Consider the following 20,179-nt stretch of genomic DNA (forward strand, 5'->3'; position numbering starts at 1 on the left):
GCGAACATGCTAAGAATTGCACAAGAAGCCCTTACTTTTGACGACGTACTTTTAGTACCCGCTCATTCAACTGTTCTTCCTCACACAGCAAACCTGAAAACGCGTTTGACCAGTGAGATCGAATTAAATCTACCGCTTGTTTCCGCTTCAATGGATACGGTAACAGAAGCCCGCTTGGCAATTGCCCTAGCGCAAGAGGGTGGCATGGGTTTTATCCATAAAAACATGACCATCGAAGAGCAGGCTCGCAATGTCCGTAAAGTGAAAGCCTATGAAGCAGGCATTATTTCTTTCCCAGTGACCGTGACCTCTGACTTAACCATTGCTGATGCTATGGAACTGGCCAGAGAAAAAGGCTTTTCGGGTTTCCCAGTTGTGGGTGCCAATAACCAACTGGAAGGCATTGTAACCAGCCGCGATATGCGTTTTGAAACTAAGCTGGAAAAGCCTGTAGCAACGGTAATGACCAAAAAAGAAGACTTGGTCACCGTGAAAGAAGGCGCATCACGAGAAGAAATTCTTGGCTTAATGCACGAACACCGCATTGAGAAGATTTTGGTGGTTGATGACGCTTTTGCTCTTAAAGGCATGATCACTGTTAAGGATTACCAAAAGGCACAAGAAAAGCCAAACGCGTGTAAAGACGAGCAAGGTCGCTTACGCGTTGGTGCCGCAGTAGGTGTTGGCGCTGGTACCGATGAGCGTATTGCTGCTTTGGTTGAAGCGGGTGTTGATGTGCTTTTAATCGACACTTCACACGGTCACTCTCAAGGCGTAATTGACCGCGTTAAAGCAACCCGTGAAGCCTACCCAGATTTACAAATTGTTGCCGGTAACGTGGCCACTAAAGCAGGCGCTATTGCACTTGCCGATGCTGGTGTAAACGCCGTAAAAGTAGGCATTGGCCCAGGTTCAATTTGTACTACGCGTATTGTGACGGGCTGTGGGGTACCACAAATTACGGCCATTTCAGATGCGGTTGACGGTTTGCAAGGTCGCAATATTCCAGTTATTGCTGACGGCGGTATTCGCTTCTCAGGCGACATCGTAAAAGCATTAGTGGCTGGTGCCTCGTGTGTGATGGTCGGTTCAATGTTGGCAGGTACTGAAGAATCTCCAGGCGAGGTTGAGCTATACCAAGGCCGTTACTACAAATCATACCGTGGTATGGGCTCGCTTGGCGCGATGAACCAAAAAGAAGGTTCTTCAGACCGCTATTTCCAAAAGAGCGATTCTGCTGACAAATTGGTACCGGAAGGTATTGAAGGACGTGTTGCCTATAAAGGACCAATCGCGACCATTATCCATCAGCAAATCGGTGGTATTCGCAGTGCCATGGGTCTAACTGGCTGTGCCACCATCGAAGAATTAAATACTAAGCCAGAGTTTGTACGAGTTACTTCTGCTGGTATGGGTGAGTCGCACGTTCACGACGTGCAAATCACCAAAGAGGCGCCTAACTACCGTATGGGCTAAGCCTTAAAGCGTGTCGTTGGGCTAGCAAGTTGCTAGCCCAATTTACTTTTGATAGAGGCGCATAGCGGCTTTATCCCTGTTTAGTTCCTAACTAACGAGATTATCAATGAGCAAAGATATCCACGATTCCCGAATTTTGATCTTAGATTTTGGTTCGCAATACACCCAATTAATTGCACGTCGTATCCGTGAAATTGGCGTCTACTGTGAGCTATGGGCTTGGGATGTAACGGAAGAGCAGATCCGTGAGTTTAACCCACAAGGTATTATTCTTTCGGGTGGCCCTGAGTCGACGACACTGGAAGGAAGTCCAAAAGCACCAGAGTATGTCTTTGAAGCTGGCGTGCCGGTACTTGGCATCTGTTACGGTATGCAGACCATGGCAATGCAACTTGGTGGACAAGTACACAGCTCAGATAAAAAAGAGTTTGGCTACGCCAAGGTGGAAAAAGTTGGGGACTGTAAATTATTCGAAGCCATCGAAGACCACATTGAAGACGGCGCAGGCTTCTTAGATGTGTGGATGAGCCATGGGGATAAAGTGGCTAAAATCCCAGATACGTTCAAGACCTCAGCTAAAACAGACACTTGCCCACATGCTGCAATGTCGTGGGAAGAAAAGCGTTTTTACGGTCTGCAGTTCCACCCAGAGGTAACGCATACCCAGCAAGGTTTACGCTTGTTAGAGCGCTTTGCCATTGATATTTGTGGCTGTGAAAAGTTGTGGACGCCAGAGCAAATCATTGAAGATGCCGTTGAGCGCATCAAAGAAAAAGTCGGTGATGATGAAGTCATTCTAGGCCTATCTGGCGGTGTTGATTCGTCGGTTGTGGCCATGCTTATCCACCGTGCGATTGGCGACAAGCTAACGTGTGTGTTCGTTGATAATGGCCTGTTACGTTTAAATGAAGGTCAGCAAGTGATGGATATGTTCGGCGATAAGTTCGGCTTGAACATCATCAAAGTTGACGCTGAAGAGCGCTTCTTAAACGCACTAAAAGGGCTTAATGATCCGGAAGATAAGCGTAAAGCGATTGGTCATACTTTCATTGAAGTCTTTGATGAGCAAGCCAGTAAGCTTAGTAACGCGAAATGGCTAGCGCAAGGTACCATTTACCCTGACGTAATTGAATCTGCTGCATCTGCAACGGGTAAAGCCCATGTGATTAAGTCTCACCACAACGTGGGTGGCTTACCTGAAGACATGGAGATGGGCTTAGTAGAGCCGCTGCGTGAGCTGTTTAAAGACGAAGTACGTAAAATTGGCTTGGAGCTAGGCTTACCATATGACATGCTTTACCGCCACCCATTCCCGGGTCCGGGCCTAGGTGTACGTGTACTGGGCGAGATCAAAAAAGAATACTGTGACTTACTGCGTCGTGCTGATGCTATCTTTATTGAAGAGCTGCATAAAGCGGATCTTTACCACAAAGTATCACAAGCGTTTGCGGTATTCCTACCTGTACGCTCTGTGGGTGTTATGGGCGATGCCCGTAAGTATGACTGGGTAGTGTCGTTGCGCTGTGTGGAAACCATCGACTTTATGACGGCTCGCTGGTCACACCTTCCGTATGAGTTGCTAGGCCAAGTATCTAATCGCATTATCAATGAGATTGATGGCATTTCTCGTGTGGTTTACGATGTTTCAGGCAAACCGCCAGCCACCATCGAGTGGGAATAATGCTATAAGCGCGTAAAGTAGCGTTTAAGAAAAGGGCGAATATGGTAAATATTCGCCCTTTTGCTTATTTTAAAAGCAGTTGAGCTGAAAAAGTGATTTTTTCGCTTTACCTTTATAAAAAGCTCATTATAATGCGTCGTCATTGCAGGGGCGTAGTTCCAATTGGTAGAACAGCGGTCTCCAAAACCGATGGTTGCGGGTTCGAGTCCTGCCGCCCCTGCCACTTCTTTTCTTTACAGCTTCCATTGTTTCACAGTACACTCACTAAAAATCCTATTATAACGCTATGAATCCTGTATACGCTGATATCCTTGATGTTGTGCCGGTTAAGCTCAATGCCGCATTTGCTCATTTAAATCCAAGCCATGCCACCACAGAGTCAGATAACCTTCCTGCGCTGACATTAGCAAAACCGTTATTAGACGATATCCAGCTATGCGTTGAAGCGAGTATTCGTGTGCAGCAGAGCAACACCATCGACTATCGCGACAATACCGTTTACTTGCCAAGTAACACCTTAAACGCAGCACAGAAAAGACAGCTGTGGCAGCAGATCTGGAGTGCACAAGATGAACAGTAAGCTCGCAGGCTTGTTGGATTTTACCTGTGACCAGATCATGGCGGTGGAAACCGCATGCCATGAGCATCCGTGGAGTGCCAATACCATGCTGTCGTGCTTGCATGGGCGTTACTTTAACGTGGCATTGAGCGAAGGCGAGCGACTCGTGGGCTTTTTTATTGTCGAGCGAGCCGGGCCTGATTTTACCTTAATGGATATTTGTATTCATCCAGACTTCCAAGGGCAAGGTTTAGCAAAACAGCTCATGGCGGAGTTAGTCGCGCAGGCAAAACAACAGCAAGCGGAACATATTTTTCTCGAGGTTAGAGCGTCCAATCATACTGCCATTGGTTTGTACAAAAGCGTTGGCTTTGTCGAGACAGGGGTGAGAAAAAACTACTACCCCAAGGGAGCCGAACGCGAAGACGCGGTACTGATGATGTTAGCCGATATCACCCCTGCGGGATAACTTATTGAATGGTTTCTGCGTTCTTGACGGCGAGGGTATAGCGAATAGCCTCGCAGAGCTTAAGCAGGTGGTAATGCTTTTTGCTATCGGCTGAGCGGCTTAAACTGCTTTCCAGTTCTCCTGCAGCCTCATGAATATTCATAAAACCAAAGCACCCTGAACTGCCTTTAATGCTGTGAGCCAGTGCTCTTAATTCATCCCACTCTTGAGTATCGTAAAGCCGTTGCAGTTGTTCTAGCTGTGCCGGCAATTTAGCCATGTAGTTATCACTTATCTGCTGAAATTTTTCACTTTGCAGTAATGTATCCCAAGCCGAGGCTTTATCATTTTGTAACTCGAGGTATGTTACCAATAAATGCTCGAGCTGGGCTCGGTCTATTGGTTTGCCTAAAGTGGCATCACAACCTGCTGCAAGGTAATTATCAATGTCATGTTTCATAACATTGGCGGTAAGCGCGATGATAGGGCCATCAAAAGCGGCGTGGCGTAGCATTTGTGTGGCTTCTTCACCACCCATCACCGGCATTTGCATATCCATTAATATCAGTTGATAGTCATTAACCAAGGCTTTTTCTACCGCTTCGGCACCATTGTTGACGATGTCAGGAACGATCCCCCAGTTCGACAGCAACAAGGTAATGAGCTCTTGGTTATCGGGGTTATCTTCCGCTACCAATACGTGGGCATCAATGGCGGTGGCGCTCAGTTGGTTGGGGGGCGCAACTTGTTGTTGAGCTTGCTGAAGGGTGTTGAGCCAGTTGACGTTACGGCCTGCAAAATGGCCCGCCACTTCAACCTTAAACAGGCTGCCTGCACCTTGCTGACTGTCGACCAAAACGTCACCGCCTAACAGCTGGGCTAAGTTTTTTGAAATACATAATCCTAGCCCTGTGCCGCCAAAACGCCTTGTGGTGGTGGCATCTGCCTGTTCAAACGGTTTAAAGACACGGCGGATCTCACCTTCAGACATGCCAATGCCGGTGTCTTTAATACTAAAGATAAACATCTCACGCTGCTGATCAAATGCTACGTGTAAGTGCACGCCACCATACTCGGTAAACTTAACCGCATTGGTGCCTATGTTTAACAGTATCTGCTTTAGTCTGGTGACATCGGTATATAAGGTGTCTGGCAGCGGTAATTCGAACTCAGTAGAGAAGGTGAGTAGCTTGTCATTGGTCATGGGCTCAATAATTGACTCAATGTCATTAACCAGAGGCAGCAAAGCAACGGCTTTTTCTTCCACTTTTAACTTCTCAGCTTCGATTTTAGAGAGGTCTAAAATATTATTAATGAGCTCTAATAGATGCTTAGAGTTGCGCAAAATGGTGTTTAAATGCTGCTTTGCATTATTGCTGTCAGGGTGTTCAATAAGTTGCTCGGTAAAACCCATAATGGCGGTAAGGGGGGTTCTTATTTCATGGCTCATATTGGCCAAAAAGCGACTTTTTAATTGGTTGGCTTGCTCGGCTTCAACAATGGCTCGCTCGAGTTGTTGATTGGTTTCCTCTAAAGCTCGAGTGCGGTTGTCGACTTTCTCTTCAAGGTGGGCTTTGTAATCTTCTAATTCCCGTTGGAAGGTGCGAATTTTTTCCACCATCAAATTAAAGTCTTTAAATAGCACGCCCACTTCATCGTTATTATGTTGTGGTAGCGCCACCATTAAGTCACCTTCGCCCACTCTGTGGCTGGCCTCACCTAAAAGTTCTATGGGGTTAAGCAGAAGATTCCGCACCACGATAAAAATCATAATCGGCAAAGTAACAATCGATAAAATGACGATTAAGGCGGTAATCAGGCTAATGGTTTTACCCGAGCGATAGAGTAGCGACTTGGGGATGGTCGATATGTAGTAATAGCCGCCGCTCAATTGGGCACTGTAAGTCATGCGTTCAGAGTCATCGATGCTGTTGATCACCATCGACTGCAGTTGACCTAAATCTGCAATTTGACTAATTTCATCCACCTCACTGGCACTTAGATATAAACCGATAAGCTGGTTATTGGAGCTAAATAACACCTCGCCAGAATTACTCACTAACAGGTTGAGGGTATTGTCATAAGGCGCTTCTAAAATGCTGGTGCTTAATAAAGAAGGCGAGACCTGGACTACCACATAGCCCCGTTGTCGGGGTTGCTTGAGATTAAAGTCGACACCAAACACCTGCTGCACAAAATAAAGCTGGGTGCCGGATGACGTTGGGATCATAAATTGGTGCTGTCTGAGGTTGCTGTTGAGCACTTGCTCAGTAAAAGGATAACGGCTGGGGGCTTGCCCAAGTACAGAAGAATAAAACGCATCGCTGCTGCCATCAGGGGTAAGCAGGTTGATACTGATAATATCTGGGTAGGCCTCGCTGTAACTGGCGAAGACATCCATCAGAGCCCCAAGTTGCTGGGTCTTTTGCTGCTCTTGGCGACTATCAATGGCCAAATAATCGCTTAATACTGGAGAGGTAGACAGTAGCTTACTAGTGGATTGGTATACCTCAATGTAGTTAAACATCTTTTGTTGCTGTTGCTCGACAAAGCGGCTAACAATTAACTTGGCTTGCTTTTGTGTCGAGCTGGTCACATTGGTTAGAGTAAAACCACCAAGAAATAGCAGCGGTAAAATCACCAAAGGGGTGATAAACCACAGGAGTCTGACACTTAACTTGCTGGTTTTCATGAATTAATAGCTACCTTGCTGCCGTGGGAAAATTGACCATTTAAACTCATAATCATATGTATAAGCACACCAATATACAAGCTTATGCGGTGAACACAGCTGTGTATCGGTAAGCGACAGAAGACTTAATTACTGACGACTTATTATGGCCTCAAGGCGCTGTTGTTGTAATTGCTGTTGAATGGCCTTACCTTGAAAGCCTTGCTTGATAATGGCTTGAACGTCAACTGCCTTAGTGGCGCTAAAGTAATGCTGTAAAGTGGCGCTACGTTGCTGGCACAGGCTATTAATATGCCCACAAATAAAGCAAAAGCGCGTGAGCTTTTGTGGTCTTCGCCAAGCATCGAGATTTTGCATCAGCGCCAGCCAATCAGTAGCGTCCAGTTGCGGTTGACTGAGCAGCCCGACATTTGCCAGCAGATCGTCTGCACTGTCGAGAAATAAATTAGGAACTTTGAGCTGCTTTGCTTGGGTAAGCTGTGCCGTGGAGCTGCCAGCAAAGTGCATCGCTAAGGAAAACTGTGCCACCATTGCAAATTGTGCGTCATTATCCAATTGCGCAGTGGCGTTTTGATAGTCGCGTTCGCTATTGCTGTTCCACGCGCTTAAGTAAGGTGCCACATCAGCCGTTGCTTTAAGTGCAGTTAAGGTAGTTAAAAAGTGGCCAAGAGCGCCATCTGCCATGGTTTTTTCTATTTCAAGCCAGACTCGTTCTGCAGTGAGGGTGGTCAGTTCACCTTCCGCCACCATAGTTTGCATCAGTTGCCAGGTTTCAGGGGCGATGGTAAAACCATAACTGTGATAGCGAGCGGCAAAGCGTGCGACGCGAAGTACTCTTAATGGATCCTCACTAAAAGCATCGCTGACGTGGCGCAGAATACGACCTTCAATATCGGCAATGCCGCCATAGGGATCAATCAGGGTGCCGTCTTCATCTTTAGCAATGGCATTGACAGTTAAGTCGCGCCGTATTAAGTCATCTTCCAAAGTGATGTCAGGGCCAAAGTCACAAATAAAGCCGCCATAGCCTTGGCCACTTTTTCTTTCCGTACGTGCTAAGGCGTGTTCCTCTTTGCTTTTAGGGTGTAAAAACACCGGAAAGTCTTTGCCCGCCTGTTGGTAGCCAAGCCGCTCCATTTCCTCAATACTGCTGCCAACCACAACATAATCTTGCTCTTTTACTGTGCGTCCAAGTAACTCGTCTCTGACGGCTCCACCAACTAGGTAGGTTTTCATCGCTATACACCACTTTTATAACATTCAAGGTTTTATCTTGAATGGGATTTTGCCATTATAGAGCGCATATTAACAATAAAGAGACAAGTCGTGTATTTACGCTATTTTGGCTTAACCGAAAAACCGTTTTCCATCGCGCCAAATCCAGAGTTTTTATTTCTAAGTGAGCGTCATAAGGAAGCACTTGCACACCTGACCTATGGTTTAGGAGACGCCGGGGGATTTGTTTTACTCACCGGGGAAGTGGGTACGGGCAAGACCACCGTAACGCGCAGCATGTTGGCAGAGCTGCCAAGCTCGACACAAGTGGCGTTTATACTCAACCCCGCACTGTCAGAGTTAGAGTTGCTGGCGACCATATGTGACGAGTTAGAAATCGATTATGACGGCGATAACGCCACCTTAAAGTCATTGACCGATGTCATTAAGCGCCGCTTGTTAGATAATCATCAAGCCGGTGGTCATACGATGCTTATTATCGACGAAGCACAGCATTTGGCCCCTGAAGTACTGGAGCAGCTGAGACTGTTAACCAACCTTGAAACGGACCATAAAAAGCTACTGCAAATTGTTTTGGTCGGTCAGCCTGAATTACAGCACCTACTGCAGCGCAATGAGCTACGCCAACTGGCACAGCGGATCACCGCACGCTACCACCTGCTGCCATTAACAGAGCCGCAAGTGTTTGCCTATATTAAACACCGGCTGGAAAAGGCGGGGTGTCAACAAGCTTTGTTTCATCATGATGCCGTCGCGTATATTCATCATATTACCGGTGGTATTCCGAGATTGATAAACCTACTGGCCGACCGCTGTTTGTTGGGGGCTTACTCGGCATCACAGACCCAAGTAAGCAAAGCAATGGCAATGCAAGCCGCGCAAGAAGCGCTTCCCACCAGTATTGTGACACCGTCAACCACCACTAAGCGTCCTATGCCTTGGGCTTTTCTGGCGTGGTTATTGGCTTTATTTGTCGCCGGCTTTGGTGTGGCAAGATTGGGGGGGATATAAATGTCTTATTTAACCAGCGCACTAAAACAGTCACAACAAAGCATGACCGCAGAGCAGGACTACCTGACGCAAAGGCAACATGCACAGCTGAATCGATATAAGAAAATAGCCACTATCACCGCCACAGTGGTGCTATCAGCGGCTACGTTCGCATCCGGCTATTACATTGGTAAGTTAACCCAGCCCACAGCGGCTGAAATAACAAAGCCGCAGCCTACTGCAAAAGTGGCGCCAGAGTCACAACCTGAAAAGCAACCGCAGCCTAGCGAACCACAATTGGCTGCAGAGCCACAAGCAACGCAACCTGTGGCGACAGCGATTGCCCCAGACCCTGTTGCTAGCGCTGCACCTCAGCCTAGCCAGCAAAGCTCGGCATCGCAACAGCATTTTCAGTGGGTGTCAGTGCAAGTTGGCGTTGATAATCAGGGCCAGCCTCTATATCAACAACAGCTGGTTCCTGTGGACGCACTGACGCAAGCCCCTGTAGTGAGCAGCACACCACAAGCTAAGTCAGCGCCTGCGGAAACTGAGGTCAGTGTGGGTGAACAAGGTGATGGTGACTATAGCGGTTATCGTGTGCTTGGTGCGCCATTGCAGCAACCAACCCAAGAGCTCGAGGGAGTGTCTGATGAGCTTAAAGAAGCGTTTGCCAATGCAGTGAAAGAAACGGAGCAAAAGCAAAGTGTTGATGTGATTGCAGCGAGCAAAACATCAGCCGCGGCTACGCCTGTGGAGCTGTTGCCGAGTAGCCTGCAAGCCAGCATTCCTAGCTTACGTTATCAAGCGCACATTTACGCCACTGAAGCCAATAAACGTTGGATAAAGATTAATAATCGGCCACTTTATGAAGGCGACAGCCTCGGCGCACTAACCGTGGTTGAGATCACACCAGAGCAAACACGGTTTGATTTCGATGGCATTGAGTTTAGCCTACAAGCGATGCAAGACTGGCTGCCTTAAGGGAGCATGGACTGCTTAAAAAAGCGAATAAGATCGAGCTTGAACTCTTCCGGTTTAATGGCGGCTTCGAGCTCATCATTGGCTTTTTTTGACCCTAGGTCTATATCTTGCACTTCGGTGTAATGCATGTGCCGAGCGTGGTAAAACACTTTGATAACTGGCTGTAATGGTGCGCTAGGGTTACTTTTGGTGACCACACCAACCTTGCCGCTGCGCAGCTTCACCAGAGTACCTACCGGGTACACCCCAATACAGGCAATAAATTGACTCAGCAGTTGCTCATCAAAGTGGTGGGGGCAGGCTTCACGCATTAGTTTGAATGCTTTGATAGGGGTTAGCCCTTCTTTGTACACGCGTTCAGCGGTCAGGGCGTCATAGACATCTAATATTGCGACCATTCTTACATGTTGCGGCAGCTCGTCTGCGTTTTTACCATAAGGGTAGCCCGAACCATCGAGGCGCTCATGGTGGTAGCCTGCAATTTCACACGCCGCCATACCGAGCCCTGCATTAACTAAAATATCGAAGCTGTATTTAGCGTGAGACTTCATTATTTTGTATTCTTGCGCCGTCAACGCCGAGGGCTTATGTAAAATGGTATCGGGAATTTCAATTTTGCCAATGTCGTGTAGTAGCGCGCCAGTGGTGAGCTCTTCAGTAAACTCACGAGAATAACCGAGGTGCTTACAGAAGATAGCCATTAACACCGCAACATTAATGGAGTGCTCAAGAAGATAAGCATCTTTTTCACGGATCCTGGCAATACAAGAGAGAGCGTCTTGATTGCGAAAGACCGAATCAATGAAGCCACTGGCCACTTCTTTAAAGGGAGCGACGTCAATATTGCGTCCTGCTTTTATGTCTTCAAACGCTTTTGATTGAATGTTTCTCGCTTCTTGATGAAGTTTAACCGCTTGTTGCATCTCGACTTCGACGCTGCAGCTGGTTTGCCAAGGGTTATGGGTTGGCTTACTCGGCTCCTCGATGCTGTCGTCATGAGGGGCACTTTCATGGGGATCATGCTCCGAAAGACGCTTACTCGGGTCGACACTGACCTCAAGCACACCGCGACGCTTAAGCGCAGCAATGCTGTCTTTGGTTCTTACCCAACCTTTGCTTTTTATGGCCACTTTACCTGTTTGCTTAACGACCCCAATGACAAACATACCAGGCTCTAACTCATTGATTTTTAGGTTTACCGCTGACATAACGACTCCTTTAACTGTGTCTTTAAGGCTAGCAAAAGTTAGCTAAATAGAAAGTTAAAATAGCGCAATATGGTTGCTTTTTCACCGGCATAGCCGCATGCTGATAAAAACAATAAGGAGTGTATCTTATGCGCATATCAGCCATCGCCTTAGCTCTTGCAGTGACCATGTCTTTGCCCAGCCAAGCCAATTTAGAACAACAAGTGGCCGAGACCATGCCTAAATTAGAGTCTCTGTATCGTCACCTGCATCAAAACCCAGAGCTGTCTTATCAAGAAAAAGAAACCGCAAAAAAACTGGCTCAAGAAATGCGCCAGCTCGGTTATCAAGTAACGGAAAACGTCGGTGGCTACGGCGTAGTGGGGCTGCTTAAAAATGGTCCTGGGCCTACGGTGATGATCCGTGCTGATACCGACGCCCTGCCCATAGTAGAAGAAACCGGTAAGCCCTATGCATCTAAAGTCAAAGTAAAAGACGACAGTGGCAACACCGTTGGGGTGATGCATGGTTGTGGCCATGATATTCATATGACCAGCCTCATTGGTACTGCCGAGCAGCTAATGCAGCAAAAAGACGACTGGCAAGGTACGTTAATGTTAGTAGCGCAACCGGCTGAGGAAGTGGGGGGTGGAGCCAAAGCCATGTTAAAAGAAGGGCTTTACACAGAATTTGCCAAACCAGATCATGTGCTGGGTTTGCATGTCAGTGCGTCAGTACCGGCGGGTAAAGTCGCCATTGCTCCAGGCTATGCCTTGGCCAATGTTGATTCAGTGGATATTATTGTTAAAGGCAAAGGTGGCCATGGTGCCTACCCCCATACGACGATAGACCCTGTGGTATTGGCATCACGCATCGTTTTGGCTTTACAAACCATCACGGCCAGGGAGATCTCGCCGTTGGAGCCATCGGTGATCACCGTAGGCTCCATTCATGGAGGTTCAAAACACAACATTATTTCCAATGAAGTAAAATTACAACTGACCTTGCGCTCTTATAACCCCGATGTGCGCAATCAACAAATTGCAGCCATTCAGCGTTTGACTGCGGGGATCGCCAAAAGCGCCGGCTTAGACGATAGCTTAATGCCTGAAGTCATCGTCCATGAAAGTGAAAGTATTCCATCAACGTACAACGACCCAGAGCTTGCTAATTTTGTCACCACTGCGATAACACAAGAAGTGGGCAGTGAAAACGTAATGGCATCAGAACCAGTGATGGCTGGCGAAGACTTTGGTTTATACGGTCGCACCGCAGAAGACGTTCCTATCACTATTTTTTGGCTAGGGGGAGTGAATCCCGCAACCTATGAGGCTGCTAAGCAGTCGGGAGAGCCATTGCCATCGCTGCATTCGAGTAAGTTTGCACCGGATTACCCTGTAGCAATAGCAACAGGCGTAAGGGCCATGACCCAAAGTGCTGTGGCACTGTTTAATAAACAATAACAGCAATACACAAACATAAAAAAAGGAAGCCTCGGCTTCCTTTTTTCATCATCTACTTACCTAGTCTTTAACGTTTGCTACTAACATCAGCTCTCTGTTGCGTTGTAGCTTGGCAAGCATGGTATCTGCAATGGGCTTAAACTTGGCCAGCTCGCTTTTAGGCAGAGGAACTGATTTAGGTAATTCCACCGTTTTTGGATTACGGTGTACGCCGTTAACTAAAAACTCATAATGTAAGTGAGCGCCAGTTACTCGACCTGTAGCACCAACAGTACCAATCTTTTGCCCTTGTTTGACTTTTTGACCCGTCTTCACATGGCGCTTGTGTAAGTGTAAATACTTAGTGATGTATTTACTGCCATGCTGAATAAAGACGTAATTACCATTGAGTCGGTTGTAACCTGACTTAATGACCTTGCCTTTACCAGAGGATACCACTGGCGTGCCAACACGGGCTGCGTAGTCTATACCTCGGTGTGCCGATACCCGACCTGTAACAGGGTGAAGACGTCGCGGGTTGAAGCTGGAACTAATGTATTTAAAGTTAACCGGTGCCCGCAAGAAGGCTTTTTTCATGCTGCGACCTTCCGGAGTATAAAACTCACCGTCGGTATGGCGAATGGCGCTGTAGCGTTCGCCTTGGTTAACAAACTCGGCGGCGACTATTTTTCCGGTGCCAATTTCTTCGCCATCAACGTAATGACTTTCATAGATTAACGCGAAGGTATCGCCTTTTCTGATCTCATTGGCAAAGTCGACATCCCAACCAAAGATATCAGCAAAGTTCATGATCTGGCGTTCGCTTAGGCCTGCTGAAATACCAGCACTCCAGAAACTGGAGTTGATTTTACCGCCGGCTGACTTTTCCCGGGTTTCGATTTCTTTACTTTCGATTTTAGTATGGTATTGGCCATCAGGATTAAGCGTAACAAACAAGGTGTCTGTTTTTGAAAGCACGTATTTTAATTGGGCTAATTCACCTTCGGCATTGCTGGCGAAGCTGAGTACTTCTCCTGGATGAATTTTTGTTAGCTTACGCGTTTCTGCGTTGGTATTGACCAGATTGTGTAACGTTTTGGCAGAATAACCTGCGCGTTTAAAGATCAAAGCTAGGTTATCACCGGATTTGACTTTATGATCTTTAAACTGAAATTCAGGCTGTTTCGGTGCAGCAGCCACAGGAACCTCTGGCGCGGCATCTAACTCAGTAAGCTGCTCTGTTTTTTCTGATATTTTTACTGGCAGCTCGTAACGCTTCCCAACTTCAAGGGCTTTACCGTCATTATCTTTCGATGCGGTTGCTTTTTCGGATGGGATCAGGGCAATTCCGACCATTGCAGAGAGTAAGCCGACGATAAGCATTTTATGCTTTTTGGGGAGCTTATGAACAACGTGAACCATAATGCGCCTTTTCTGCTGTCAAGAATTATTCGATATATTATTGCAGGATATACGTAATAAAGCCGTAATACCAGCGTTTTGTGCATTTAAACTCGGATAAATATAGGCTAGAATCGAGCGACTACAAGTTATAGCTGTTGGAGTGAGAATAGTGGATTTAGAAACTGCATTTGCAGAGATTAGCCGTGGTGCAGAAGAGATTTTGTTACAAGAGGAACTGAAAGAAAAACTAAAGTCAGGTAAAAAACTGCGGATTAAGGCTGGTTTCGATCCAACCGCTCCAGATCTACATTTGGGCCACACGGTGCTTATCAATAAAATGAAAACCTTTCAGGACTTAGGTCATGAGGTGATTTTCTTAATTGGTGATTTTACCGGAATGATAGGCGACCCAACGGGAAAAAATGTCACCCGTAAACCACTTACTCGTGAAGACGTTCTAGCCAACGCTGAAACTTACAAAGAGCAAGTATTCAAAATTCTTGATCCGGCAAAAACCACCATTGCCTTTAACTCTGAATGGATGGAAAAAATCGGTGCTGCGGGGATGATTAAACTAGCTGCTCGTCAGACGGTTGCTCGTATGCTGGAACGGGATGACTTTAAAAAGCGCTATGCCAATGGTCAATCTATTGCCATCCATGAATTTTTATACCCGCTGGTACAAGGCTGGGATTCAGTGGCGTTAGAGGCCGATGTTGAGCTAGGGGGCACCGATCAACGCTTTAACCTACTGATGGGCCGTGAGCTGCAAAAAGAAGAAGGCCAAAAACCACAAACGGTACTTATGATGCCGCTGCTCGAGGGCACCGATGGCGTTCAAAAGATGTCGAAGTCTTTGGGCAATTACATTGGCATTACCGACAAACCGAATGACATGTTCGGTAAAGTGATGTCGATTTCTGATGACTTAATGTGGCGCTACTATGAGCTGCTGAGCGCTAAGTCGTTAGAAGAGATTGCGCAATTAAAAGAAGCCGTCGCTGGTGGCCGCAACCCTCGCGATATTAAGATTGAATTCGCAAAAGAAATGATTGCCCGTTTCCACAGTGAAGCCGAAGCAGAGGCGGCACATCAAGACTTTATTAAGCGTTTCCAAAAAAATGCTCTGCCAGATGATATCCCAGAAGTCACGGTAAGCATTGATGGCGACAGCATTTTCATCGCTGGTTTATTGAAAGAAGCAGGCCTGGTTGCCAGTACGTCTGAAGCCATGCGCATGATTAAGCAAGGCGCGGTAAAATTAAACGGCGAAGAAAAAGTCACAGATAGCAAACTTGAGGTGGCTAAAGGAAGCTGCGAAGTGTATCAGGTAGGCAAACGCAAATTTGCCAAGGTGACGGTTAACTAATCGCGTCACCGACTCATAAAAGGCCAGTTTAACTGGCCTTTTTGCTATCTAGAACATGGCAAAAAGGAAATTGGTTGATACCCACAGTAATGTTGTGGTGGCGATAAACAACCAGCGCATTTGCTGAATAAGGGTTAACATTTGCACAATATGCTCTGCTTGCGGCTGAGACTTCGCGCCAATTCGCATGGCGTTAAAACGCGTACCGTGATAGAAGCGTGGGCCGGCCAGTTGGGTCGAGAGGTTGGCGGCAAAAAAGCTCAATGTCCAGCCAGAGTTAGTTTGTGCTACATGGCGGCCATAGTGCTTGATATAGTGCCAAGTTTGCTTGGGACTCAACAACAGCATGAACAAACAAACCAGCATTCGCATTGGTATGAACTCCAACAGCCAAATCAAGCGCTGCAGAGGTTTTATAAACCGCGCATCTGGAGTAAGCACTTGACGCCAAGCATGGTCGCATAACAGCAGTAACTTGTATGTCAGCACTAAGAATGGGCCTTGTAGCAGGTATATTAATGCCATAACAAAAAATTGGCGCATGGTATTTAAGGCGGTGCTGTCGAGGGTCGCTTTTGCTATTCCCATGCTGCTTAACGGTTCCACATCTCTGGCAACCATGCCCTTTAATACCGCCCGAGCGGTGACCTTTTGCTCTGATTTTAGCAATTGGCTAATGTGCTTGGCGCGTCCTTCATGACGGCTATCAAGGCATAAGAACAGCACTAGACCGCCTAACCAGTCGGGGTAAAAGGCTAAGCTAATAATGGCATATGTGAGCACCACAATGGTGGTGATTGGCAGGACAAATCCGAGAGTGCCCGAAAGGGTCTGATAGCTGGCACCGGCTTTAGCACGATAGACGCGTTGAGCAATGGCTTTGAATATGAGCGTTAAGATGAGGTTGGGGTGGTAAAGCGTAGAGAGCTTCACCAGCATACTGGCCATCACGGCCAGTAAAAAGATGATTAGGCCCTGGTGGGCCCAAAACAACTCTTGCAGCACTAAAGCGTAACCTTATCCAGCTTTGCCAGTAATGCCATCACCATCTTCGAAGAGTTTACCGAAGCCACTTCAAGGTATTCTTCAAAAGAGTGTGGTGACTCTTTGCCGGCAATGTCAGAGAGCGAGCGGATCACTACAAACGGCGTATTCAATGAGTGACAAGCCTGAGCGATGGCGGCACCTTCCATTTCCACTGCTAGCATGGTTGGGAAGTCAGCACGGGCTTTGTCGATACGCACGGGATCGCACATAAAGGTGTCGCCAGTACACACTAAGCCAACCATGGTTTGAATGCCTTCAAGGGCATCAACACTTTGTTTTGCGGCTTCAACTAACTTGTCGTGGGAAGTAAACGCTGCTGGCATTTGTGGCACTTGGCCAATTTCATAACCAAATGCAGTAACGTCAACATCGTGATGGCGAACCTCGCTAGAGATCACCACATCACCGACATTGAGTGAGGGTTCAAATCCACCTGCGGAACCGGTATTAATGACACAATCGGGGGCAAAGTTATCAATTAATAATGTGGTTGCAACGGTCGCTGCCACTTTGCCAATGCCTGATTGCACTAGCGTAACATCGTGGCCGGCTAATTTGCCTGAGTAAAAAGTAAAACCGCCTTTGCTGGTGGTTTGAGGGTTTTCCATGGTGTTGCGTAAAATGGTTACTTCCTGTTCCATTGCACCGATAATGCCGACTTTCATTACTAAGTTCCTAATCTGGCGTGTCAAAAATTAGTCTTATTATACGCAAAGCCGCTTTAATTGGTAAAACAAAAAACGGGCTTACGCCCGTTTGGTTATATTTCTGCCAACTGTGTTGATTGGGCTTTTGCTTGAGAGGGGGATAGCACCGCCGGTTTAAAGGTGCGGTTGCGGGTTTTCTTCGGCGGCTCCACTTTTTGTCCCAGCTTAAATAGAATGGCTGCGCGCACTTCCGCGCTTTGATAGCCACTTTTTATCTTCATGCGAATGTGCGGAATGCCAGCAGACTCTAGAGCACCGTTCACAAACCAATCTTTTTGTGCTTTATGGCCGTTTTTATTGGCATTGTTAACCAAGTCCACCGCGGCGACAATTTTTAGCGACTCTTTATCCACTAATACAAAATCGAGTTGTTTGTTCTTCGCTTTGGTTACTGCGGCACGGCGCGCTTTTGCTGAAATGCCAGGTTTGCACTCCAGTACATCGTTAAGCTTAATGCGGCTAACAATTTTATATTTATCACCCACAGCGCGTTCCAGTAACTGCAAAAACGACGCTTCAACGGTAGTAAAAACCGATTCTTTACGATTAAAAGGATAAGGATTGCCACCGACATCGGTGTACTTAGAAGCCACTACGGCGGCGACCACCACCAAAGCCAATATAGCAAGTAACGCGAACTCCATAACAAACTCCAAATCAAAAAAATGACATCTGCATACATAAAGCAATAGCTGTGCCATAAATAGAGTTGAATGTAGTTTTGCAGTAGACGATTATTTAGTTAATACAGCGATCCCGTTTTAACTAAACCACAACCAGGCAACAGTGCTTGCGGCCAGGCAATAGTAAAGCATTGGTAAAAGAGTATAGCGAATGATATCACCTTCTTTGCCCTGTAATCCTACGACACTGGCCGCGGCCACCACATTCACCACTGCTATCATGTTGCCGCCATTAGCCCCAAGCATTTGTAATGCCAACACCAACTGCTGCTCTATGCCTGCTTGGGAAGCTAACGCCTGCTGAAAGCTGGCAAACATTAAGTTTGAAAAGGTTGCCGAGCCGGCAATAAAAGCGCCCAGTGCCCCAACCAAAGGGGCAATAAATAGCCAGATATGGCTAAGATGAGCGGCAACTAACTCCGCTAATGCCAATGGCATGGCCGGCAGGTTTGCGTGGTTTACCTCAGAGAAGAGAAAAATGCGTACCATAGGAACGGCTGCAGCAAGTGATATAAGAGAAGGGAGTAGCATGGTAGTGGTTTGTTTTAATGCGGCACCAAACTGTTTACTCGTACCTGCTTGTAACCAAATGGCAAGGGCTGCCGTTAAAACAAAGACGCTCCCTGGGATATACAAAGGCATCACGGTGACCGAAATAGTAGAGCCAAAAATATGACTCCAACTCATATTGATACTTTGGAGTAAGGCTTTGAAGGGCAGTTCAGGAAGCCGAGTAAGCACCAATAATAGCGCCACTAAGATATAAGGTGCCCAAGCACGATAAATAGTTAAACCTTGCTTGGTTGTCGTTTCGAGTGGCTCACTATCTGGTGTAGGTGTTCTGGGTAACAGCATGCCTTTACGAGCCATTGGACAAATAATAGCAAGACCAATCATGGCACCTAATATTGAAGGAAACTCAGGACCAAATAGCCACGCCACGCAGTAAGCTGGCAGGGTAAAGGCAAATGCGCTGAGGATGGCAAACGGCGCAATAACAAAGCCGTTACGCCAACTTGGTTGAGAGCTAAAAAAGCGACTATACATTAACACCATTATCAGCGGCAGCATGGCTGCAACAAAAATGTCGATGGCAATCGCTTTGACAGCAATACTGGCCACTTCAGATGCGCTCACACCAATGGCACCTTGACCAATGCCAACAATGGCTGGTGTACCGACTGCGCCAAAAGACACGGCACTGGAGTCGGCGATAAGTGCCAATACCACGGCACTAAGGGGTGAAAACCCCAGAGCGACCAGTAACGGAGCGGCGATAGCCGCTGGAGTGCCAAAGCCGGCTGCACCTTCTAAAAAGCTGCCAAATAACCAAGCAACAATAATAAGTTGCACCCGCTTATCTGGGCTAATTTCAGCAAAACCTTGTTTGATAACCAAGGTCGCGCCAGTTTGTTGCAACACTTTAAGCAGCAAAATAGCACCGAATACTATCCATAAAATAGTCAGTGCTATGATCAGACCTTCCATTGTCGCTGCAGCAATTTGTACCCCAGGCACTTGCCAAACACTATAAGCACTAGTAGCGGTTAACAATAAGCTGATTGGCATCGCCGTTTTCGCGGGAAGGCGCAGCAAGACTAAGAATACAAATACACTCAGGATCGGAACCAAAGTGGTGATTAATTGCAACAAGTTCATGGTAGCGAAGTCCGTTTTATAATGCGTTTAGGTTAGCAGGTCAGCGCCGCCTTGGGTATGTTATTTACGCAGTATGCATTTACCGTATTTGGCAAAGAGAGTGTTATGGTATAACATTTCTTTTTGTTTCAGGCTCGATGGAATCTAGTATGCAAGATAATGCCAAGACAGTAGACATACCCAGTGAAGAAGATATTCGCAATGCCCCCGATTCTGACTATATGAATGATGCACAACTTGCGTTTTTCAAAGCCTACCTCATTGAATTACACGATATCACCCGAGCACATATCCGAAACGCCAAACAGGAGATGGCAAACCGACCGGAGTTAGCTGACCCCAGTGATTTAGCTTCTTGGGAAGAACAGTGCGCCATTTTGCTGCGGATTGTTGATAGAGAACAAAAGCTACTACCAAAAATTCAGCAGGCACTCGAACGAATCAGGTTAGGTGAATACGGGTATTGTGAAGAAACTGGAGAGCCCATTGGTATCCCGCGTTTATTGGCAAGACCGACTACCGAGTATTGCGCTGACGTAAAGCTCTGTCAAGAACTTAAAGAGCATGTGTACAGCGGTTAAGAGGGTGATGGTTTACCAAAAAGGTAACAAAATTCCA

General features: G+C 46.9%; 17 protein-coding genes and 1 tRNA gene. 10 read left to right on the forward strand and 8 right to left on the reverse strand.

Annotated elements, in window-relative coordinates; all coding sequences use genetic code 11:
- The first annotated feature begins 6 nt into the window (after positions 1–6).
- The 5 genes from guaB to rimI all read left to right on the forward strand — a co-directional run bounded on the left by guaB (position 7) and on the right by rimI (position 4,185).
- On the forward strand, positions 7–1,476 hold the full coding sequence (gene guaB / locus R3P39_RS16940) for an IMP dehydrogenase (RefSeq protein ID WP_336568937.1): 1,470 nt from the start codon (positions 7–9) through the stop codon (positions 1,474–1,476).
- Positions 1,477–1,582: 106 nt separating this feature from the next.
- Complete coding sequence (gene guaA / locus R3P39_RS16945; RefSeq protein ID WP_336568938.1) at positions 1,583–3,157, forward strand: glutamine-hydrolyzing GMP synthase; 1,575 nt, start codon at positions 1,583–1,585, stop codon at positions 3,155–3,157.
- A gap of 146 nt (positions 3,158–3,303) precedes the next feature.
- Positions 3,304–3,380: transfer RNA gene (locus R3P39_RS16950), tRNA-Trp, on the forward strand.
- A 63-nt stretch (positions 3,381–3,443) separates the two neighbouring features.
- The gene (locus tag R3P39_RS16955; RefSeq protein WP_336568939.1) at positions 3,444–3,737 is read left to right on the forward strand and encodes a hypothetical protein; all 294 of its coding nucleotides are present in this window, start codon (positions 3,444–3,446) and stop codon (positions 3,735–3,737) included.
- The gene (gene rimI / locus R3P39_RS16960; protein WP_336568941.1) at positions 3,727–4,185 is read left to right on the forward strand and encodes a ribosomal protein S18-alanine N-acetyltransferase; all 459 of its coding nucleotides are present in this window, start codon (positions 3,727–3,729) and stop codon (positions 4,183–4,185) included. The genes R3P39_RS16955 and rimI overlap by 11 nt, the downstream gene beginning before the upstream one ends.
- A gap of 1 nt (position 4,186) precedes the next feature.
- Here rimI and R3P39_RS16965 read toward each other — a convergent pair whose 3' ends face one another.
- A complete protein-coding gene (locus R3P39_RS16965; RefSeq protein ID WP_336568942.1) occupies positions 4,187–6,856 on the reverse strand; it encodes an ATP-binding protein in 2,670 nt (889 codons plus the stop codon).
- A 129-nt stretch (positions 6,857–6,985) separates the two neighbouring features.
- A complete protein-coding gene (locus R3P39_RS16970) occupies positions 6,986–8,092 on the reverse strand; it encodes a tRNA nucleotidyltransferase (RefSeq protein ID WP_336568943.1) in 1,107 nt (368 codons plus the stop codon).
- Between the two features lie 90 nt (positions 8,093–8,182).
- Here R3P39_RS16970 and R3P39_RS16975 point away from each other — a divergent pair, with 90 nt between their 5' ends.
- Both R3P39_RS16975 and R3P39_RS16980 read left to right on the forward strand, forming a co-directional pair.
- On the forward strand, positions 8,183–9,103 hold the full coding sequence (locus R3P39_RS16975) for an ExeA family protein (protein WP_336568944.1): 921 nt from the start codon (positions 8,183–8,185) through the stop codon (positions 9,101–9,103).
- Positions 9,104–10,063, forward strand: coding sequence for a general secretion pathway protein GspB (locus R3P39_RS16980; protein ID WP_336568945.1), 960 nt, complete (start codon positions 9,104–9,106; stop codon positions 10,061–10,063).
- Here the strand turns inward: R3P39_RS16980 and R3P39_RS16985 are convergent.
- On the reverse strand, positions 10,060–11,271 hold the full coding sequence (locus tag R3P39_RS16985; protein ID WP_336568947.1) for an HD-GYP domain-containing protein: 1,212 nt from the start codon (positions 11,269–11,271) through the stop codon (positions 10,060–10,062). The genes R3P39_RS16980 and R3P39_RS16985 overlap by 4 nt on opposite strands.
- Positions 11,272–11,399: 128 nt before the next feature.
- On the opposite strand from R3P39_RS16985, the gene R3P39_RS16990 reads away from it, so the two are divergent.
- Positions 11,400–12,713: a M20 metallopeptidase family protein gene (locus R3P39_RS16990; protein ID WP_336568948.1), complete on the forward strand. Its 1,314-nt coding sequence runs from the start codon at positions 11,400–11,402 to the stop codon at positions 12,711–12,713.
- A gap of 60 nt (positions 12,714–12,773) precedes the next feature.
- Here the strand turns inward: R3P39_RS16990 and R3P39_RS16995 are convergent, their stop codons facing one another.
- Positions 12,774–14,114, reverse strand: a complete 1,341-nt coding sequence (locus R3P39_RS16995; protein ID WP_336568950.1) for a peptidoglycan DD-metalloendopeptidase family protein — start codon at positions 14,112–14,114, stop codon at positions 12,774–12,776.
- A gap of 151 nt (positions 14,115–14,265) precedes the next feature.
- Here R3P39_RS16995 and tyrS point away from each other — a divergent pair, with 151 nt between their 5' ends.
- The gene (gene tyrS / locus R3P39_RS17000; protein WP_336568952.1) at positions 14,266–15,465 is read left to right on the forward strand and encodes a tyrosine--tRNA ligase; all 1,200 of its coding nucleotides are present in this window, start codon (positions 14,266–14,268) and stop codon (positions 15,463–15,465) included.
- A 48-nt stretch (positions 15,466–15,513) separates the two neighbouring features.
- Here tyrS and R3P39_RS17005 read toward each other — a convergent pair whose 3' ends face one another.
- The 4 genes from R3P39_RS17005 to R3P39_RS17020 all read right to left on the reverse strand — a co-directional run bounded on the left by R3P39_RS17005 (position 15,514) and on the right by R3P39_RS17020 (position 19,561).
- Positions 15,514–16,470: a cobalamin biosynthesis protein gene (locus R3P39_RS17005; protein ID WP_336568953.1), complete on the reverse strand. Its 957-nt coding sequence runs from the start codon at positions 16,468–16,470 to the stop codon at positions 15,514–15,516.
- Positions 16,470–17,177 carry a 5'-methylthioadenosine/S-adenosylhomocysteine nucleosidase gene (gene mtnN / locus R3P39_RS17010; RefSeq protein WP_336568955.1) on the reverse strand — a complete coding sequence of 236 codons (708 nt, stop codon included), beginning with the start codon at positions 17,175–17,177 and terminating at the stop codon, positions 16,470–16,472. Before mtnN ends, R3P39_RS17005 begins: the two co-directional genes overlap by 1 nt.
- A gap of 95 nt (positions 17,178–17,272) precedes the next feature.
- Complete coding sequence (locus R3P39_RS17015) at positions 17,273–17,863, reverse strand: DUF2726 domain-containing protein (protein WP_336568957.1); 591 nt, start codon at positions 17,861–17,863, stop codon at positions 17,273–17,275.
- A gap of 117 nt (positions 17,864–17,980) precedes the next feature.
- On the reverse strand, positions 17,981–19,561 hold the full coding sequence (locus R3P39_RS17020; protein WP_336568958.1) for an L-lactate permease: 1,581 nt from the start codon (positions 19,559–19,561) through the stop codon (positions 17,981–17,983).
- Between the two features lie 149 nt (positions 19,562–19,710).
- On the opposite strand from R3P39_RS17020, the gene R3P39_RS17025 reads away from it, so the two are divergent.
- Complete coding sequence (locus R3P39_RS17025; RefSeq protein WP_336568959.1) at positions 19,711–20,142, forward strand: TraR/DksA C4-type zinc finger protein; 432 nt, start codon at positions 19,711–19,713, stop codon at positions 20,140–20,142.
- The last annotated feature ends 37 nt before the right edge of the window (positions 20,143–20,179 follow it).

The sequence above is a fragment of the Pseudoalteromonas sp. UG3-2 genome, from assembly GCF_037120705.1.
Taxonomy (GTDB): domain Bacteria; phylum Pseudomonadota; class Gammaproteobacteria; order Enterobacterales; family Alteromonadaceae; genus Pseudoalteromonas.

What these genes read in the sequence shown, in the direction of transcription:
- R3P39_RS16970 (WP_336568943.1), bottom strand. Translation starts at nt 8,092, where the DNA reads ATGAAAACCTACCTAGTTGGTGGAGCCGTCAGAGACGAGTTACTTGGA.
- guaA (WP_336568938.1), top strand. Translation starts at nt 1,583, where the DNA reads ATGAGCAAAGATATCCACGATTCCCGAATTTTGATCTTAGATTTTGGT.
- R3P39_RS16990 (WP_336568948.1), top strand. Translation starts at nt 11,400, where the DNA reads ATGCGCATATCAGCCATCGCCTTAGCTCTTGCAGTGACCATGTCTTTG.
- rimI (WP_336568941.1), top strand. Translation starts at nt 3,727, where the DNA reads ATGAACAGTAAGCTCGCAGGCTTGTTGGATTTTACCTGTGACCAGATC.
- guaB (WP_336568937.1), top strand. Translation starts at nt 7, where the DNA reads ATGCTAAGAATTGCACAAGAAGCCCTTACTTTTGACGACGTACTTTTA.
- R3P39_RS16980 (WP_336568945.1), top strand. Translation starts at nt 9,104, where the DNA reads ATGTCTTATTTAACCAGCGCACTAAAACAGTCACAACAAAGCATGACC.
- R3P39_RS17020 (WP_336568958.1), bottom strand. Translation starts at nt 19,561, where the DNA reads ATGAACTTGTTGCAATTAATCACCACTTTGGTTCCGATCCTGAGTGTA.
- R3P39_RS16965 (WP_336568942.1), bottom strand. Translation starts at nt 6,856, where the DNA reads ATGAAAACCAGCAAGTTAAGTGTCAGACTCCTGTGGTTTATCACCCCT.
- R3P39_RS17015 (WP_336568957.1), bottom strand. Translation starts at nt 17,863, where the DNA reads ATGGAGTTCGCGTTACTTGCTATATTGGCTTTGGTGGTGGTCGCCGCC.
- R3P39_RS16955 (WP_336568939.1), top strand. Translation starts at nt 3,444, where the DNA reads ATGAATCCTGTATACGCTGATATCCTTGATGTTGTGCCGGTTAAGCTC.
- R3P39_RS16995 (WP_336568950.1), bottom strand. Translation starts at nt 14,114, where the DNA reads ATGGTTCACGTTGTTCATAAGCTCCCCAAAAAGCATAAAATGCTTATC.
- mtnN (WP_336568955.1), bottom strand. Translation starts at nt 17,177, where the DNA reads ATGAAAGTCGGCATTATCGGTGCAATGGAACAGGAAGTAACCATTTTA.
- R3P39_RS16985 (WP_336568947.1), bottom strand. Translation starts at nt 11,271, where the DNA reads ATGTCAGCGGTAAACCTAAAAATCAATGAGTTAGAGCCTGGTATGTTT.
- R3P39_RS17025 (WP_336568959.1), top strand. Translation starts at nt 19,711, where the DNA reads ATGCAAGATAATGCCAAGACAGTAGACATACCCAGTGAAGAAGATATT.